The organism is Duganella sp. BJB1802 (assembly GCF_013369445.1).
In the GTDB taxonomy this organism is placed as follows: Bacteria; Pseudomonadota; Gammaproteobacteria; order Burkholderiales; family Burkholderiaceae_D; genus Rugamonas; species Rugamonas vulcania_A.
On record NZ_JABWEF010000002.1, the window covers coordinates 158,014 to 174,941 of the forward strand.

General features: G+C 65.6%; 19 protein-coding genes, 1 pseudogene and 2 riboswitches. Of the genes and pseudogenes, 11 read left to right on the top strand and 9 right to left on the bottom strand.

The genetic code is table 11. From position 1 onward, the window contains the following. Positions 1-28: 28 nt before the first annotated feature. Positions 29-1,804 (top strand): methyl-accepting chemotaxis protein, encoded by a 1,776-nt coding sequence (locus HUX88_RS32915; protein WP_176360902.1) that lies wholly within the window; start codon positions 29-31, stop codon positions 1,802-1,804. Positions 1,805-1,961: 157 nt separating this feature from the next. Next, on the top strand, positions 1,962-2,171 hold the full coding sequence (locus tag HUX88_RS03810; RefSeq protein ID WP_176360903.1) for a hypothetical protein: 210 nt from the start codon (positions 1,962-1,964) through the stop codon (positions 2,169-2,171). Positions 2,172-2,220: 49 nt separating this feature from the next. Here HUX88_RS03810 and HUX88_RS03815 read toward each other — a convergent pair whose 3' ends face one another. Beyond that, entirely contained in the window at positions 2,221-2,781 is a 561-nt protein-coding gene (locus tag HUX88_RS03815; protein WP_117011358.1) for an ATP-dependent Clp protease proteolytic subunit, read from the bottom strand. A gap of 131 nt (positions 2,782-2,912) precedes the next feature. Then, a riboswitch (glycine riboswitch) is annotated at positions 2,913-2,999 on the top strand. Between the two features lie 29 nt (positions 3,000-3,028). Continuing rightward, positions 3,029-3,146, top strand: a riboswitch (glycine riboswitch). Positions 3,147-3,224: 78 nt separating this feature from the next. Between HUX88_RS03815 and gcvT the strand changes: the two genes are divergently transcribed. From gcvT to gcvP, 3 genes are all read left to right on the top strand, one after another. Further along, positions 3,225-4,346, top strand: coding sequence for a glycine cleavage system aminomethyltransferase GcvT (gene gcvT / locus HUX88_RS03820; protein WP_176360904.1), 1,122 nt, complete (start codon positions 3,225-3,227; stop codon positions 4,344-4,346). 35 nt (positions 4,347-4,381) lie between these two features. Further along, on the top strand, positions 4,382-4,762 hold the full coding sequence (gene gcvH, locus HUX88_RS03825) for a glycine cleavage system protein GcvH (protein WP_117011360.1): 381 nt from the start codon (positions 4,382-4,384) through the stop codon (positions 4,760-4,762). 143 nt (positions 4,763-4,905) lie between these two features. Next, positions 4,906-7,800 (top strand): aminomethyl-transferring glycine dehydrogenase, encoded by a 2,895-nt coding sequence (gene gcvP, locus HUX88_RS03830; RefSeq protein WP_176360905.1) that lies wholly within the window; start codon positions 4,906-4,908, stop codon positions 7,798-7,800. A gap of 83 nt (positions 7,801-7,883) precedes the next feature. On the opposite strand, the gene HUX88_RS03835 is transcribed toward gcvP, so the two are convergent. Genes HUX88_RS03835 through HUX88_RS31790 form a run of 3 tightly spaced genes read right to left on the bottom strand, consistent with a single transcriptional unit; the run spans position 7,884 to position 9,182 of the window. Next, entirely contained in the window at positions 7,884-8,261 is a 378-nt protein-coding gene (locus HUX88_RS03835) for a hypothetical protein (protein ID WP_176360906.1), read from the bottom strand. Positions 8,262-8,290: 29 nt separating this feature from the next. Further along, positions 8,291-8,890: a putative adenosine monophosphate-protein transferase Fic gene (locus HUX88_RS03840; protein WP_176360907.1), complete on the bottom strand. Its 600-nt coding sequence runs from the start codon at positions 8,888-8,890 to the stop codon at positions 8,291-8,293. Further along, positions 8,880-9,182 (bottom strand): YhfG family protein, encoded by a 303-nt coding sequence (locus HUX88_RS31790; protein ID WP_217916218.1) that lies wholly within the window; start codon positions 9,180-9,182, stop codon positions 8,880-8,882. The genes HUX88_RS03840 and HUX88_RS31790 overlap by 11 nt, the downstream gene beginning before the upstream one ends. A 149-nt stretch (positions 9,183-9,331) precedes the next feature. Here HUX88_RS31790 and HUX88_RS03850 point away from each other — a divergent pair, with 149 nt between their 5' ends. Genes HUX88_RS03850 through HUX88_RS03860 form a run of 3 tightly spaced genes read left to right on the top strand, consistent with a single transcriptional unit; the run spans position 9,332 to position 10,343 of the window. After that, the gene (locus HUX88_RS03850; protein WP_229213427.1) at positions 9,332-9,619 is read left to right on the top strand and encodes a winged helix-turn-helix domain-containing protein; all 288 of its coding nucleotides are present in this window, start codon (positions 9,332-9,334) and stop codon (positions 9,617-9,619) included. Positions 9,620-9,627: 8 nt separating this feature from the next. Continuing rightward, positions 9,628-9,885: a hypothetical protein gene (locus HUX88_RS03855; protein WP_176360909.1), complete on the top strand. Its 258-nt coding sequence runs from the start codon at positions 9,628-9,630 to the stop codon at positions 9,883-9,885. Positions 9,886-9,941: 56 nt separating this feature from the next. Then, the gene (locus HUX88_RS03860) at positions 9,942-10,343 is read left to right on the top strand and encodes a hypothetical protein (protein WP_229219191.1); all 402 of its coding nucleotides are present in this window, start codon (positions 9,942-9,944) and stop codon (positions 10,341-10,343) included. 5 nt (positions 10,344-10,348) lie between these two features. On the opposite strand, the gene HUX88_RS03865 is transcribed toward HUX88_RS03860, so the two are convergent. Beyond that, entirely contained in the window at positions 10,349-11,980 is a 1,632-nt protein-coding gene (locus tag HUX88_RS03865; protein WP_176360911.1) for a methyl-accepting chemotaxis protein, read from the bottom strand. A gap of 9 nt (positions 11,981-11,989) precedes the next feature. After that, complete coding sequence (locus HUX88_RS03870) at positions 11,990-12,427, bottom strand: cache domain-containing protein (protein WP_117011366.1); 438 nt, start codon at positions 12,425-12,427, stop codon at positions 11,990-11,992. Between the two features lie 88 nt (positions 12,428-12,515). On the opposite strand from HUX88_RS03870, the gene HUX88_RS03875 reads away from it, so the two are divergent. Beyond that, positions 12,516-12,845 (top strand): hypothetical protein, encoded by a 330-nt coding sequence (locus HUX88_RS03875; RefSeq protein WP_117011367.1) that lies wholly within the window; start codon positions 12,516-12,518, stop codon positions 12,843-12,845. 52 nt (positions 12,846-12,897) lie between these two features. After that, positions 12,898-13,306 (top strand): annotated as a pseudogene (locus tag HUX88_RS03880) (cupin domain-containing protein). A gap of 6 nt (positions 13,307-13,312) precedes the next feature. On the opposite strand, the gene HUX88_RS03885 reads toward HUX88_RS03880, so the two are convergent. Genes HUX88_RS03885 through HUX88_RS03895 form a run of 3 tightly spaced genes read right to left on the bottom strand, consistent with a single transcriptional unit; the run spans position 13,313 to position 16,007 of the window. Further along, entirely contained in the window at positions 13,313-14,740 is a 1,428-nt protein-coding gene (locus HUX88_RS03885; RefSeq protein WP_176360912.1) for a hypothetical protein, read from the bottom strand. Next, positions 14,737-15,612 carry an ABC transporter ATP-binding protein gene (locus tag HUX88_RS03890; RefSeq protein ID WP_117011370.1) on the bottom strand — a complete coding sequence of 292 codons (876 nt, stop codon included), beginning with the start codon at positions 15,610-15,612 and terminating at the stop codon, positions 14,737-14,739. Before HUX88_RS03890 ends, HUX88_RS03885 begins: the two co-directional genes overlap by 4 nt. Continuing rightward, a complete protein-coding gene (locus tag HUX88_RS03895; RefSeq protein WP_117011371.1) occupies positions 15,609-16,007 on the bottom strand; it encodes a GntR family transcriptional regulator in 399 nt (132 codons plus the stop codon). The genes HUX88_RS03890 and HUX88_RS03895 overlap by 4 nt, the downstream gene beginning before the upstream one ends. Positions 16,008-16,134: 127 nt before the next feature. Between HUX88_RS03895 and xth the strand changes: the two genes are divergently transcribed. Further along, a complete protein-coding gene (xth, locus tag HUX88_RS03900) occupies positions 16,135-16,920 on the top strand; it encodes an exodeoxyribonuclease III (RefSeq protein ID WP_176361087.1) in 786 nt (261 codons plus the stop codon). Positions 16,921-16,928 lie beyond the last annotated feature (8 nt).

Consider the following 16,928-nt stretch of genomic DNA (forward strand, 5'->3'; position numbering starts at 1 on the left):
TTCCTGCCGTCGCCACCAAGGACCCGTCATGAAATTCCTGCATAACCTGGAAACGTCCAGCAAGCTGCTGGCCTCCTTCGCCGTCCTGCTCGGCCTGACTTTGCTGATGGGCCTGAGCGACCTGTCGCGCATGGCCCGCATCGACGACGCCTCCTCCGAATTGTCCGACAAATGGCTGCCGCAGACCATAGCTGTGCTGTCTCTGCGCAACGATTTGCTGGAGGTGCGCAAGCTGGAGCACGTGGTGGTGGGCGACAAGGACAGCATCGCCGATGCCGACCGCAAGCTGGGCGCCGCCTACACGGCGCTGCGCGGCCACACCGGGCAGCTGGCGCAGGTGCTGGCAGAGACCCCGGTGAAGCTGCTGGCCGCCGACATGCTGCGCCTGGCCGCCGACTATGGCGCCGAGCACGAGCGCATGATGGCCCTGGCCGCCGAGGGCAAAAAGGACGAGGCCGCCGCCGCGCTGAAGGGCCGCTCGCAGCAGACGATGGACGCGCTGAACGGCCAGCTCGACAAGCTGCTGGCGGCGCAAAAGGCCGGCAGCCAGCAGGCGGCGCACGTCGCCGACGACCTGTACGACGGCGCGCGCATCGTCGCGATGAGCACGCTGGCCATGGCCGTCTTCGGCGGCGCCTTGCTGGCGCTGTGGCTGGCCCGTTCGATCTCGGCGCCGTTGCAGCGGGCGATGCAGGTGGCGCAGCGCATCGCCAACGGCGACCTGAGCACACGCATCGGCGAGACCGCCAACAACGACACCGGCCGGCTGCTGCAGGCGATGCAGCACATGAACGACAGTCTGCTGTCCATCATCGGCCAGGTGCAGCAAGGCGCGCGCGCCATCGACGGCGCCGCGCGCGAGATCGCAGAGGGGAACCTGAACCTGTCGACCCGCACCGAGCAGCAGGCCGCATCGTTGGAGGAGACCGCGTCCTCGATGGAGCAGCTGACCGCCACCGTCAAGCAAAACGCCGACCACGCGATGCAGGCCAACAAGCTGGCGCTGTCGGCGTCGGCCGTGGCGCAGCGCGGCGGCGCCGACGTCGAACAGGTGGTGGGCACGATGGCGTCGATCGACGACAGCTCGAAAAAGATCGCCGAGATCATCGGCGTCATCGACGGCATCGCGTTCCAGACCAATATCCTGGCGCTCAACGCCGCCGTGGAGGCGGCCCGTGCCGGCGAACAGGGACGCGGTTTCGCGGTGGTGGCGTCGGAGGTGCGCAACCTGGCGCAACGCAGCGCGGCGGCCGCCAGGGAGATCAAGGAACTGATCGCCGACTCGGTCGACAAGGTGGCGCGCGGCACGCAGCTGGCAGACCAGGCGCGCACCACGATGGACGAGGTGGTGGGCAGCGTCCAGCGGGTGACCGGCCTGATCGGCGAGATCGCCGACGCCAGCGCCGAGCAGACCGCCGGACTGGAGCAAGTGAACCAGGCCGTGGCGGAAATGGACCAGGCCACGCAGCAGAACGCGGCGCTGGTCGAGCAGGCCGCCGCCGCGACCGCCGCGATGCAGGACGAGACAGGCAAGCTGAACGAGGCGATCGGCGTGTTCTCCGTCGCGCGCGGCGAGCCGGCGGCGTCCCCTGCCCTCGCGGCCGGGCTCGCGCCGCAGGCCATCGGCGCCGCGCCCGCCACCATCCGCGCCGTCAAGGCCGCACCGGCCAGCGGCCGCTCCGTCAAGCCCGCGGCGTCGACCGCGCGGCCAGCGCGGACGCCGCCGCCCAACCCGGCACGTCGCAAGCCCGCGCCCGCATCAGGCGGACACAGCAGCAAGGAAGTCGAGTGGGAAGAATTTTAGGCAGGCAGCAAGGCATGCTCCTACATGCCACCAAGAGAAATTCCGATAGCGATCACCGGATCGAGCCCGCATCATTGCGATACCAAAAACACGCCGGAATGCAAGCGTCGGCGTGGTTCTGGCGAGTACGCTCTTTCACTTTCGCAAAGGAATTGACATGAACTCGAATCAAAAAGGCAGTGGTAGCAAGCAGGGCTCGACCTCGGGCAGCAACAAGCAGTCGGGCGACCAGGGTTCGTCCAGCGGGTCGCGTGGCAGCGGCACCCAGGGCGGCACCCAGGGCGGCACCCATGAGCAGCATGTGGAGGCCGGCCGTCAAAGCCACAAGAACGACGCCAACAAGCAGTCCGGCAAGAAAGACCGTTGAGTAGGCCAGCGCGGTCGATGCGGCGCCGCCACAGGCGCCGCATACCTCGTCAGATGTTCGCCACCCGCTGTCCGCGCGGCGGCACGAAATCCTTCACCGCATTGATCATCCCCACTTTCAAGCCTTCGGTCGCCGTCAGGTGCAGGTCCGAGTACTCGTGCGTGCGCCAGTGTTCGTCCGTCAGCTGGACATGGTCGCGCAGGATCTGCTCGGTGCGCGCGTCGTCAGCCTGCAGGCCCTCGACGATGATGCGCAGCGCGTCCGGCCGGGCGCCGTGCGGCGCGCTGGCGTGCGACTTGTGCACCATGAAGCGCGCCGTCTCGCTGGCGTAGCGCTCGGCGCCGGCCAGGAACAGGATCACCGCGATCGACGCCACCGCGCCGGCGTTGTAGGTGACGATCTTGATCGGCAGCTTGCTCAGGTAGTTGTACAGGCAGATGCCGTCGCTGACGTAGCCGCCGTTGGACTGGATCAGGATGTGGGCGGTGGTGATGCGGTCTTCCGTCATGTCGGCAACGGCGTCGAAGACGCGGCGCACCATGTCGCTATTGACGTCTCCGGACAGGGTGAACCACGCGTGGCCCTCGTAAGTAGTGGAATCTTGGCTCATGGCTGGGCTCTCGAATAGGTGTGGCCTATTCTAGCAAATAGTTGTTTTTCAAGCTTCATTATGGCACTTCATTCGTGCGCAGGGAAAACAGGGTTCAGATTGACAACACGGTACTTCTGACATATATTCCCGAGTCTTGATCGGGAGAGGGCAAACCAGCGTTGCCGCCGAAGGGGCACTACCCAAAAACTCTCAGGCAAAAGGACCGATCAAGGGACCAGCGCGACCGTATCGACGGGACGCCAACTGGACCAACTCTGGAGAGCGGTCGCGGCGCAAGCCGGCGACCCACCGAAGGGGCGCACGGGAATCAGGAGTCACCCTCCTCCCGTAATCTCTCAGGTACCAAGGACAGAGGGGTCTGCGATCATTGTGGAATCAGCTTCTTTTTGGCGTTTCCTTGTATGTTCTGTTAACCCCTATTCGATTTGGACCGAGGAATTATGACGCTCAAAGCCACCCCACTCAACAATGCCCACCGCGCCGCCGGCGCCAAGATGGTCGACTTCGGCGGCTGGGACATGCCGGTCAACTACGGCTCCCAGATCGAAGAGCACAACGCCGTGCGCTCCGACGTCGGCATGTTCGACGTGGCCCACATGTGCGTGGTCGACATCAAGGGCGACAATGTGCGCGCCTTCCTGCGCGGCCTGCTGGCCAACAACGTCGACAAGTTGCAGGTGTCGGGCAAGGCGCTGTACTCGTGCATGCTGAACCCGCAAGGCTTCGTCATCGACGACCTGATCGTCTACTTCATCAACGAGAGCTGGTTCCGCCTGGTGGTCAACGCCGGCACCGCCGAAAAAGACGTGGCCTGGATGCAGCAACAAAACACCGCCACCAACAGCGGCCTGACCATCACCCAGCGCCGCGATGGCGCCAACGCCATGGCGCTGATCGCCGTGCAGGGCCCGAACGCGCGCGCCAAGGTGTGGCAAGTCATCCCCGAATCGAAGGAAGGCACGGCCGACATGAAGCCGTTCAACGTCGCCTTCGCCCAGAGCGCGGCCTTCGGCGAGGCGATGATCGCCCGCACCGGCTACACCGGCGAAGACGGCTTTGAAATCGGCGTCGCCGCCGAGCAAGCGGAAAACCTGTGGAACGCGCTGGCTGCGGCGGGCGTCAAGCCGGCCGGCCTGGGCGCGCGCGACACGCTGCGCCTGGAAGCCGGCATGAACCTGTACGGCCAGGACATGGACGAAACCGTCAACCCGCTGGACGCCGGCCTGGCCTGGACCATCGACCTGGTCTCCGAGCGCGACTTCATCGGCAAGGCGGCGCTGCAGGCGATGGGCCAGAACGCCCAGTTCGTCGGCCTGATCCTGCGCGAAAAAGGCGGCGTGCTGCGCGCCCACCAGAAGGTGGTCGTGGCCGGCACCGACGCCGTCGGCGAGATCACCAGCGGCACCTTCAGCCCGACCATGCAGCAGGCGATCGCGCTGGCGCGCGTGCCCAACGGCGTGGCCGTCGGCGACACCGTGCACGTCGAGATCCGCGACAAGAAACTGGCCGCGTCGGTGGTCAAGCTGCCGTTCGTGCGCAACGGTAAAATCCTCGCTGTTTAAATTAGTACCCTGACACCCACCATCTGGAGCTTTACATGAACATCCCTGCAGACCTGAAGTACACCGAATCCCACGAATGGGTACGCGCTGAAGCTGACGGCACCGTCACCGTCGGCATCACCGAGTTCGCGCAGGATGCGCTGGGCGATATCGTCTTCGTCGAACTGCCGAAAGTCGGCGCGACCTACGGCGCCGGCGACGACGCCGCCGTGGTGGAGTCGGTCAAGGCCGCCAGCGACATCTACGCGCCGGTCGCCGGCGAAGTCATCGCCGTCAACGACGACGTGGTCAACGCGCCCGAGTCGATCAACAGCGACGCCTACGCCGCCTGGCTGTTCAAGATCAAGCCGGCCGACGCCGCAGCGATCAACGGCCTGCTGGACGCCGCCGCTTACGGCAAGACCACCGAAGCGTAATTCGCCGCCACCGCCGTCATTCCCGCGCAGGCGGGAATCCATGGAACGCCGGCCTCCGACGCTCAGCATGGGTTCCCGCCCGCGCGGGAACGACGGCGGCCGCTTTGCCGTTCCGACCACCTATTCAGCCCCTCGCCCATATCATGACCCGCACCAGCCTGACCCAACTCGAAGCCCGCGACGCCTTCATCGCCCGCCACATCGGCCCTGACGCCGCAGAACAGGAAGCCATGCTGTCGGTACTCGGCTACGCCTCGCGCGCAGCCCTGATCGACGCCCTGGTCCCCGCCAACATCCGCAACAAAGGCGCCCTGCCGCTGGGCGCGTACGCGCAGCCGATGCCGGAACAGGAAGCGCTGTCCAAGCTGAAGAAGATCGCCTCCAAGAACAAGGTGCTCAAGTCGCTGATCGGCCAGGGCTACTACAACAGCGTCACGCCTGGCGTGGTACTGCGTAACATCTTCGAAAACCCGGCCTGGTACACCGCCTACACCCCGTACCAGCCGGAGATCTCGCAGGGCCGCCTGGAAGCGATCCTGAACTTCCAGCAGACCATCACCGACCTGACCGGCATGGGCATCGCCAACGCGTCGATGCTGGACGAAGGCACGGCCGCCGCCGAAGCGATGACGCTGATCCAGCGCGTGGGCAAGTCGAAATCGACCGTGTTCTATGTCGCCGAAGACGTGCTGCCGCAAACCCGCGAAGTGGTCGAGACCCGCGCCAAGCCGCTGGGCATCGAGGTGAAGACCTTCCACCCGGCCGAACTGTCGGCGGTGGGCGATTGCTTCGGCGTGCTGCTGCAGTACCCGGGCGTGAACGGTGCGGTGCGCGACTACAAGGCCGACGTGGAAACGGTCAAGGCCAAGGGCGCGATGGTGGTGGTCGCCGCCGACCTGCTGGCGCTGACCATGCTCACGCCTCCGGGCGAATGGGGCGCGGACGTGGTGGTCGGTAACAGCCAGCGCTTCGGCGTGCCGCTGGGCTTCGGCGGCCCGCACGCGGGCTACCTGTCGACCCGCGACGAATTCAAGCGCAGCATGTCCGGCCGCCTGGTCGGCGTCACCATCGACGCCCAGGGCAACAAGGCCTACCGTCTGGCGCTGCAAACCCGCGAGCAGCACATCCGCCGCGAAAAAGCCACCTCCAACATCTGCACCGCGCAGGTGCTGCTGGCGGTGATGGCGTCGATGTACGCCGTCTACCACGGCCCGAAAGGCCTGCAGCAGATCGCCCAGCGCGTGCACCGCTACACCGGCGTGCTGGCCGCCAACCTGAAGACGCTGGGTTACACCGTCACCAACGACACCTTCTTCGACACGCTGACCGTCGCCGTCAAGAGCGCCGAGCAGCTGCACGCGTCGGCCCACTCGCATGGCGTGAACCTGCGCGTGATCGACGCCACCCATGTCGGCGTGTCGCTGGACGAAACCACCAGCCGCGAAGACATCGCGCTGCTGTGGACCGTGTTCGCCCACCCTGTCGGCGGCCCGGCCCACGGCCCGGACTTCGACACCGTGGAAGCGGCCGTCGCACAGGCCTTCCCGGCATCGCTGTCGCGCACCAGCGACTACCTGACCCACCCGGTCTTCAACCGCTACCACTCCGAAACCGAAATGCTGCGCTACCTGCGCAGCCTGGCGGACAAGGACCTGGCGCTGGACCGCACCATGATCCCGCTGGGTTCGTGCACCATGAAGCTGAACGCGACCTCGGAGATGATCCCGGTCACCTGGCCCGAGTTCTCGAACATCCACCCGTTCGCGCCGGACGCGCAGACGGTCGGCTACCGCGAGATGATCTCGCAGCTGGAAGAGATGCTGTGCGCGCTGACCGGCTACGCAGCCGTCTCGCTGCAGCCCAACGCCGGCTCGCAGGGCGAGTACGCCGGCCTGCTGGTGATCAAGGCCTACCACGAGTCGCGTGGCGAAGGCCACCGCAACATCTGCCTGATTCCATCGTCGGCGCACGGCACCAACCCGGCGTCGGCCAACATGGTCGGCATGCAGGTGGTGGTCACCGCCTGCGACGCCAGCGGCAACGTCGACCTGGCCGATCTGAAGGCCAAGGCTGAACTGCACTCCAAGAACCTGGCTTGCGTGATGGTGACCTATCCATCGACCCACGGCGTGTTCGAGGAAGGCATCCAGGAACTGTGCGAGATCGTTCATGGCCACGGCGGCCAGGTGTACATCGACGGCGCCAACATGAACGCGCTGGTCGGCGTGGCGGCTCCGGGCTCGTTCGGCGGCGACGTCTCGCACCTGAACCTGCACAAGACCTTCTGCATTCCGCACGGCGGTGGCGGCCCAGGCGTCGGCCCGATCGGCGTGGGCGCGCACCTGGCCAAGTTCCTGCCGAACCAGCGTTCGAACGGCTACATCCGCGACAACGCCGGCATCGGTTCGGTCAGTGCCGCGCCGTTCGGTTCGGCCAGCATCCTGCCGATTTCGTGGATGTACATCGCGATGATGGGCGCGGAAGGCCTGACCGCCGCCACCGAGACCGCGATCCTGAACGCCAACTACATCGCGCGCCGTTTGTCGCCGCACTTCCCCGTGCTGTACTCGGGCCACGACGGCCTGGTGGCGCACGAGTGCATCATCGACCTGCGTCCGCTGCAGGATGCCACCGGCATCAGCAACGAAGACGTGGCCAAGCGCCTGATGGACTTCGGCTTCCACGCGCCGACCATGAGCTTCCCGGTACCGGGCACGCTGATGATCGAGCCGACCGAGAGCGAATCGAAGGCCGAGATGGACCGCTTCATCGACGCGATGATCGCCATCCGCGGCGAGATCGCCAAGGTTGAAAGCGGCGAGTTCGACAAGCTGGACAACCCGCTCAAGTTCGCACCGCACACCGCCGAGGTGCTGACCGCCGACAAATGGGAACGCAAGTACAGCCGCGAAGTGGCGGCCTACCCAGTGCCGTCGCTGCGCAAGCAGAAGTACTGGCCGCCGGTCGGCCGCGCCGACAACGTCTACGGCGACCGCAACCTGTTCTGCGGCTGCGCGCCGATGAGCGACTACGAGTAATTCAGGGAAGCGCGGTTCGCCGCGCCAACCGCACAACGCAGGCGAGCCACCCGGCCCGGCCTGCGTTTTTTTATGCCTGCGTCTTATACCTGCGTGGAACGCGCCAGCGCGATGACGCCGATGGTGAGCAAGACGATCCAGGACGGATGCCTGCCGCGCGTGAACACCAATGGCAGCAAACCGGCAGCGATCAGGGTCAAGCCCATGGCCTGCGCTGTGGAGGCGGCGCTCAGCCGCCCCTCGGCCAGTTGGAGCAACAGCGCGGCGAAGCCAAACAGCGCCACCGTCACCTCATGCCAGACGAAGCGCAGCGTGCCGGTGGTGAACGCGGTACCGCCCAACAGCTGCGGCAGGTTATCGCGCCGGAACAGACGGATCAGGATATAGCGTTCCCCCAAGATGGAGTGCGCCAGGCCGACGACGACTACAAGCAATGCGGAAAAATAGAGTAGCGCCGTCATGGCCTATTCTTTATATGTTTGATCCCGTACTACAGGATAATTTCAGTCACGGCCGCGTCGAGCAAATCCTTGAGGTTATCAAGCCGCCCCCAGAACGCCTCAACATTGGCAGGGATCCATAATGATGGATCGATCGGCTGCCATCGAATTTCAAACCCAGCGTTAATTGCGATACTTTCGAACAAGAGCCTTTGCGCCCTGCCATTGCCGTCACGAAAAGGGTGAACGACATTGAGTTCGCAAAAATAGTGCGCCATCCTGGCGATAAAGTTCTGCCGGTCCAAACCTTTCAAGTAGCGTTCGTCCTTTAACTGTTCAAAAAGCTTTTGAGCTTCAGGCTCAATGCGATCACAGGTGGCGAAACGGGTGCTACCCTTGCTTATATCGACAGCTCTTAACTCGCCAGCCCATTCGTAGATGTCTTGAAAAAGATAGAAGTGGATATTTTTCAGCGTGGTTAAAGAGACATCGCGGAATACCGGATAATCATATTGACTCAAACGTAGTCTGGTGAACTCCACCTCAGCTTGATTCAGCGATGCACTATCGGTAATGCCAAGTAAGTTGATCAGTACGTCGGAGCCGGGATAGCAATACCAATCCTGGCCCTCGCCGTATTTATCGGGCATATTTGCTCCGTAGCGCTTCGAGCGTTAGCGGGGCCGCGTCCGAGCGCACGTCGAATCCCTCGAGGCGCAGGCTTGCCAAATAATTTTCCTCTCGCAACCTGATGAAGACCTGCCGCTTCATTTCGTCCGTAAGTTTTGTCGCTGCATCGATGTCCAAGCGAAACGCCGCCGCCCTGTCAATTTCCTGTTGAAATGCCAAAGCCTTTTCTGTATGCCGCTGAGATTCAGAACCACTTGCGGCCGCCTGCTGCTTGCCACGCAACGTCTTCAACTTACCCATCTTGGCGCTCATTTATTTTCTCCTGCTTCAGCCGTTAGGTAATTGTACGTCATCGGCGCCCCGATTCTTCTGCATATGTGCTTGACGAGATTTCATATGTCAGATATTCTTTACATATGAAATCAAAAACGCCCACTCCTAGCGGGGATCAGTTGCTGAGCATGCTTGCGGCGCTGTCCAACCCGCACCGCTTGCGCATCATCGCGATGCTGCGGTCGGGCGGCCGCAACTATGTGAGCCAGCTGGCGCGCGAGCTGGGCATCAGCCGGCCCTTGCTGCACCTGCATCTGCAAAAGCTGGAGGATGCCGGCCTGGTCGTCAGCCAGATGGAGCTGTCGCAGGACGGCAAGGCGCTGAACTATTTTGACGTCAGCAATTTCGACTTCGAGCTGACCCCGGCCTCGATCGCCGAGGCGGTCAAGTCGTTGTCCACCAACCCTGAACAATAGAGGCAATTATGGCTGAGCATGTATATCTTTTGACGATAGGCCTGCCGCTGCTGGCCATCGTGGTCATCGCGGCGATGCGGCATTTCTCCGCCATCCAGCAGGCCAGGCTGCGCTTCTCCCATGAGGAGGCCTACCGCGCGATCGCCGAGAAGGCCGTCGCCGCGCATACCGAGGCCGCCGCCGCGCTCACGTCCATGGACGCCTCGCTGGCGGACCTGAAGGCGCGCGTGTCGGCGATCGAGAAGATCTTGAAGGAAGTCGAGTAGTCCCAATCACCACCAGGAGCCACCAAATGAACGAAGTGTCGTTAGTGCGTCTGTACATGCTGAGAGCCGTATATCTGATTATCGCGGTGGGACTGGGCCTGGTGGTGTGGCCTGGCGTGCTCCATCACGACAAGCCGTGGAGCCTGATGGGGGGCGTGGTCAATTGCATGCTGGCGGCGTTCGGCCTGTTGTGCGCGATCGGCGTGCGCTATCCGCTGCAGATGCTGCCCGTGCTGCTGTGGGAGCTGACGTGGAAAATCATCTGGATGCTGGTGGTCGTCGTGCCGGCATGGCGCTCCGGCACGATGGACGCGGGCACGATGGAGATCCTGGTGCAGTGCACGGTGGTGGTGATCATCCCGATCGCCATGCCCTGGGGCTACGTCTTCAAGAAGTACCTGCAACAATCAGGCGACCGCTGGTCCCGCGCCGCGCCGCCCAGCCGCCAGGGCGCCTGATCCGCTCAGTTGCGCACCGACGCCAGGCGCAGGCGGACCACGCGGGGCGAGCCGGCGGGGAGCCTGGATGGCGGCGGCTCCATCCCCTCGTCCAGTTTGAACATCGCCACCGCCTCCGATAAATTGACCGCCTGCCGCTGCAAGCTCGATGCCGCGCTGGCGGCTTGTTCGACCAGCGCCAGCTTCTGCTGCGTCACCTGATCCATCTCGACGATGGCCTGGTGCATGCCCTGCAAGCCCTGCGCCTGCACCACGCTGGCGGCGCTGACCTGGTCGATGATGTCCCCCACCTGCTGCACCGACGCCACGATCTCCGCCATGCTGGCGCCGGCCTCCTCCACCGAGCGGCTGCCGCCCTCGATCTCGGCCACCGACTCGGCGATCAGCTGCTTGATCTCGTGCGCCGCCGTGGCCGAGCGCTGCGCCAGCGTGCGTACCTCGCCCGCCACCACCGCGAAGCCCTCGCCATGCGCGCCCGCGCGCGCCGCCTCCACCGCCGCGTTCAGGGCCAGCAGATTGGTCTGGAAGGCGATGCCGTCGATGACGCCGACGATCTCCACCACCTTGCGCGAGCTGCCGCGGATGGCCGCCATCGTCACCACCAGCCGCTGCACCACGCTGCCGCCGCGCACCGCGAAGTTGGTGGCGCAGCGCGCCAGATGATTGGCCAGTTGCGCGTTGTTGGCGGTCTGCGTGACGGTGTCGCTGAGCTCCTTCATCGAGCTGCTGGCCTCTTCCAGCGTGGAGGCCTGGGCCTCGGTGCGCTGCGTCAGGTCGACATTGCCCTTGGCGATCTCGCGCGAGGCCGTGTCGATCGACTGCGCCGACGCCAGGATGGTCTTCAAGGTGGTGTTCAGGTTGCGGATGCTGGTGTCGAGCGCGCGCGAGGTCTCGGCGATTTCGTCCTTGCCGTAGACCCGGTTCTTCACCGTCAGATTGCCCTCGGCCAGGTCGATCGCGGCCGCGCCGATTTCGCTCACGTCCCTCAACATGGCCCGCCGCACGGCCATCGTCACCAGCAGCGACAGCGTGATCGACAGCACCACCAGCGCCGGCATCAAGATCGACAAGGTCCTGAACTCCGCCTCGGCGTCGTTGTAGGCGCGCGTGCTGAGCGCCGCCTCCAGCCGCGACAACTCATCAAGCCGGCGCGCCACCACGTCGAACGCCCGCTCGGCCGTCGACATGGCGTTGACCGCCATCGACTGGTCGACCATGCTCAATTCGACGACGTCGCCGATGGCCTTGACGTACAACGCGTGCGCCGCCTGCGACTGGGCGACGAAACGGCGTTCGGCCGGATCCGCCTGGGTCGCCATCTCCAGCTGCGCGTACTGGCGGTCCAGCGCGGCCTGGCGGGCGTGGATGTCGCGCACCAGCGCGTCGATGCGCGCCGGCGAGAAGCTGGCGTTGATCCAGGTGAGCAGCTGGTAGATCTCGGTATGCGCGCGGTTGGCGCCGGCCACCAGGTCGGCCGCCGCCTTGAGCCGCACGGCGCGCTGCTGCACCATGTCCTCCAGCCGGTGGTTCTGCCGCACCAGCCCGGCGAAGGCGCCGACCGACAGCACGATCAGCAGGATCAGCACCACGCCCGGCGCCAGCAGCAGCTTGGGCCCTATTCGCAGTTTGCTGAGCATGTCCGTGGCTCAGTGTTTGTAGATGCCGGCTTCCAGCGTCACATCCTCCACCCGCAGCACGTAGGTGCTCTTGGCCTCGACCTTGCCGGTCTGCGGATTGCGGAACTTGTAGTCGACCCAGCCCGAGCCCTTGCCCTTGGCCAGCGCCAGCATCTCCTGGCGGAAGGGCTTGCCGTCGGCGTCCGGCACATCCAGCAGGTTCTTGCCGATCAGCGCGTTGGTCGGGTGGGCGATGGTGATGCCGTTCAGGTCGCGCATGGCCAGGTACAGGGCGCCCTGGTTGAATTCCGGGTCCTTGCGGTTGATGCGGGCGATCATCTCGGCCTTGCCGTGCGCGCGCACGAACTGCGCGCCCTTCTCGGCCAGGGCGACCGCGTCTTTTTCGTTGGGGGCGGCGTGGACGCACATGGAGCACAGCAACAGGGCGATACCGAATATAGCGCGCATGATTCTCTCCTGCATGTAAGATGTTGTACTCTAAGCCGCTTGCTGCGGCGCAATTTTGCGTTTGGTCAAAGTCCTCCTCAGGAGCAACATGAAAGCATCGATCAAGGCCGCCCTGATTTCGGCGTTGGTATTTCCCGGCCTCGGCCACCTGGTGCTGCGGCGCGGCGCGCGCGGGCTGCTGTTCATTGTGCCGACGCTGCTGGCGGGCGGCTACCTGCTGCGCGCCACGCTGACTTTGGCCGGCACGCTGATGGATGAAGTCAACAGCGGCAGGCTGCCGCCCGATCCATTGCTGGTGCTGGAGCGCGTGCACAGTTCGGGCATCGACAACCCGCTCACCAACGGCGCGGCGCTGGTCTGCATCGTTTGCTGGATAGGCGCGGTGGCCGACGCGCTGTGGCTGGGGCGACACCGCTAGCGGCGCGCGGCGGCGTACAATCGCCCGATCCCCCCACCTGAAAGGATCCGCCATGCCTGCCCGCCAGCCTGTCCTCCAACTACTGCCCGCCGTCGCCGCCCTGCTGCTTGCCGTGTCGGCCGGCGCCGTGCACGCCCAGGCCTCCGCCATCCACCGCACCGTGGTCACCAAGGCCGACGTTTCGGTGCCGGGCCGCGAGGCGGTGGTCGCCAGGGTCGAGGTGGATGTGGGCGGCGTCGCCGGCCGGCACTCGCATCCGGGCGACGAGATCAGCTACGTGCTGGAGGGCGAAGGCGAATTGCGCGTCGACGGCGAGGACCCGCGCCGCGTCAAGGCCGGCGAGGCCTTTGTGATCCCGGCCGGCGTCGTCCACGACGCGCTCAATGTCGGCAAGGTGCCGCTCAAGCTGGTCGGCGTGTACGTGGTCGACGGGGCAGCCGCTGGCCACGCCGGGCAAATAACGCCGCTTATTCCAGCAGGCGGCCGGCGGGCAGCACGGCGGGCAGCGCCATCAGGCGCCGCCACCGCCAGCCCAGCGCCAGCAGGGACGCCAGCACGATGGCCGCGCAGACCCAGAACACGGGGAACGCCGGCCACGTGCGCTCGACGCCCAGCATCATCAGGTAAGCGACGATGGTCAGGAAGGTCGCTATCAAGGTGGCGGTCTGATTGGCGGACGCCGGCATCTTCGCGTAATCGCACAGCAGCGTGCAGGCGAGCGGCAGCATCAGCGCCGACAACACGCAGGTCGAAGCATACAGCTGCGGCGCGCCGTGCATCACCATGTCGATGGTGGCCGCGCACGCCACCGTCACCAGCCACACGCGCAGGAACCGCTTCAACAGCGCCGCGCCCAGCAGGCGGTTGAGCTGCGCAGCCGCCGGAGCGCCCGGCGTCAGCAGGTACAAGGCCTGCTCGGCGCCGTGCCGCACTACGCTCTTCTGCAACTCGGCCGCGTAGATCACCACGCTCGCCAGCACGCAGGCCTGCAGCAGCGAGGTGCGCGCCATCTGCCGCAGCAGTTCGGAGTCGTCGAAGCCGTGCAACACCAGCAGCGCCAGCAAAATCAGCAGCGCGCCGCCATGGTAGCCGCCTTCATGCGCGGCCGGGCCGAAGGTGTACGGCAGCATGCGGCCCGGCGCGGCGCCGCCACGGCTGTCGCGCCGCAAGCTGGTGCGGTAGCCGATCCGCAGGCGCATGGTCCAGCGGCTCCAGCTGGCGGCGTCGCCGGGCTTGGGCGCGTCGCCCTGCACCCTGCGCACGGTCGCCATGCGGCGCGCATGCCAGCTCCAGTGGCTGTCGCCCCCGCGCGGGAACGCCGCCCGCATGCCGAAGCCACCCATCACCGACGCCACGATCATGCCGATGCCGGTCAATGCCGGCTCGCCCATCCAGCCTATCGCGTCCCACATCGCGTGCAAGGGCGCCTTGAGCACCGACACCGACAGGAGGATCAGCAGCGACGGCAGGAACGCCAGCACCGTGTAGCGCTGCGCGTACAGGATGAAGCTGTAGAACAAGCAGGCGCCGACCAGCGCATAGCCGAAGTGTCCGAACACCGCGCCGATCATCGCAGCGATCAGCAAAGTCATGGTCCCGTACAGCATCAAGGTCAGCACGATCAGCCGGTGGCGCAGCTTCGGCACCAGGCAGGCGTAGGCCGGCTGGTTCTGCTGCACGGCGCTCTTCAGCAAGGCGCCGCCCCAGATCAGGATCAGGAACGACCACGCGCCGGTCAGCATGCCCCAGCCCAGTTCCGCGCGGTCGATGTAGCGCGCGAACACCAGTGCCGCCACGCCCACCACCAGAGCCAGCCAGCTGATGCGCACCAACGTGCGGCTGGCGCAGCGGTCGCGCACCACTTGCAGCAGCAATTGCGAATAGGCCGCGTTCATTTGGTCACCTCGACGAACAGGTCTTCCAGGCTCAGGGTTTCCACCCGCAGGTCCGGGCCGGCGCGCAGGTCGGCCGCCTCCTGCCCGTTCAGGCGCGCCACGATGCTGACGCCGCCGCTGCGGTCCTGCTGGCGGCGGATCTCGTCGCGCAGCTGCAGGCGCGCCAGCGCCGCCGCCGTGCCGGTGATGCGGTGCGCGCTTTCCAGCAGCTCGTCCAGCGGCGCCTGCAGCGTGATCTTGCCGCCCTGGAGGAAGGCCACGTCCAGCGCCACCCGCTCCAGGTCCGACAAGATGTGGGTGGAAAAGATCACCGTGGTGTCGCGCTCGATCACGTCGTCCACCAGCTCGTGCAGGAAGTCGCGGCGGCCGACCGGATCGAGGCTGGCGACCGGTTCGTCCAGCACCAGCAATTTCGGGTCGTGCGCCAGCGCGCGGATGATCGACAGGCGCTGCTTCTCGCCGCCGGACAGGCGGCCGATCTGCTTGTGGCGCGCGTCGCCGGCGAAGCCCCAGCGCTCCAGCAGGCCGTCCACCTTGCCGGCGTTCCAGCGCGGGTACAGCGCCTTGAAGTAGTCCAGCATCTGCACCGGCGTGAGCCACTCGAACAGGTCGGACTTCTGCGGCACGTAGCCGATCCAGGCGCGCACCTCGTCGCCCAGCTGCGTGGACGGCTGGCCGAACAGCGTGCAGCCACCGGCATTGGCTTCGCGCAGGCCGAGCAGGCATTCGAGCAGCGTCGATTTGCCGGCGCCGTTGCGGCCCAGCAGGCCGACCACCTGGCCGGGCGCGATGTCCCAGTTCACGCCCTGCAGCACCTGTTGGCCGCCGAACGACTTATGCAGGTTGGCGACATTGACGACGGATGGTTTCATGGTTCTTCCTTGAGGATTTTATTGAACAGAGCAAGTACGGCATCGGGATCGAGTTCCAGCTGGCGCGCCTCCTCGGCGGCCCGCTCCAGCGTGGGCCGCAGCAGGGCCTCGCGTTCGCGGGTGTTGTGCGCGTTGGCCTTGCGTTCGGCCACCAGCATGCCGATGCCGCGGCTGCGCGTGAGCAGGCCCTCGGTCTCCATCATGTTGTAGGCCTTGGAGACGGTCATCGGATTGACGGCCAGCGCCAGCGCGACGTCGCGCACGGACGGCAGCACGTCGCCCGGCGCCAGCACGCGGGCGGCCAGCAGGCGGCGGGTCTGCTCGATCAGCTGCCGGTAGATCGGCTCGGACGAGCCGGTCGCGATCGAGAACAGGGAGGCTGTATGGGAGGTCATTTTTTTGTATCGGTGTATTAGTTGACTAATACATTAATCCTGAAAACGCGGCTTGTCAAACAAAATCGCGATGGGCTATGTGCGCAGCCGCACGGTAGGCGCCGGCCGGGCTGCGCATACTGGCGGCATGCGTATCGCCACTTTCAACGTCAACGGCATCACGAGCCGCCTGCCCGCCCTGCTGCAATGGCTGGACGAGACCCGGCCGGACGTCGTTTGCCTGCAGGAGTTGAAGGCGCCGCAGGAAAAATTCCCCGAACCGGCCATCAACGCGGCGGGCTACCAGGCGATCTGGCACGGACAGAAAAGCTGGAACGGCGTCGCCATCCTGGCGCGCGGGCGGCTGCCGATCGAAACGGGACGCGGCCTGCCCGGCGATCCGGAAGACGCGCAAAGCCGCTACATCGAGGCGATGGTGGATGGTGTGCTGGTGGCCGGCCTGTATCTACCGAACGGCAATCCGGCGCCCGGTCCCAAGTTCGACTACAAGCTGAAATGGTTCGAGCGGTTGATCGCCCACGCGGCGGAGCTGATCGAGAGCGGCGCCGACACTGTGCTGGCGGGCGATTTCAACGTCATGCCGACCGAGCTCGATGTCTACAAGCCGGAGCGCTGGGTGGACGACGCGCTGTTCCGGCCCGAGGTGCGCGCCGCCTTCCTCCGGCTGCTGGCGCAGGGCTGGTGCGACGCGCTGCGCACCATGCATCCGGGCGAAACGATTTATACCTTTTGGGATTACTTCCGCAACGCCTATGGCCGCAACGCCGGCCTGCGGATCGACCACCTGCTGCTCAGCCCCGGCCTGGCGCCGGCGCTGAAGGCGGCAGAAGTGGACCGCGACGTGCGCGGCCGCGACAAGCCCAGCGACCATGCACCGGTGTGGATAGAACTGGACCTGGAGGGGCGAGCATAGTACCCCAA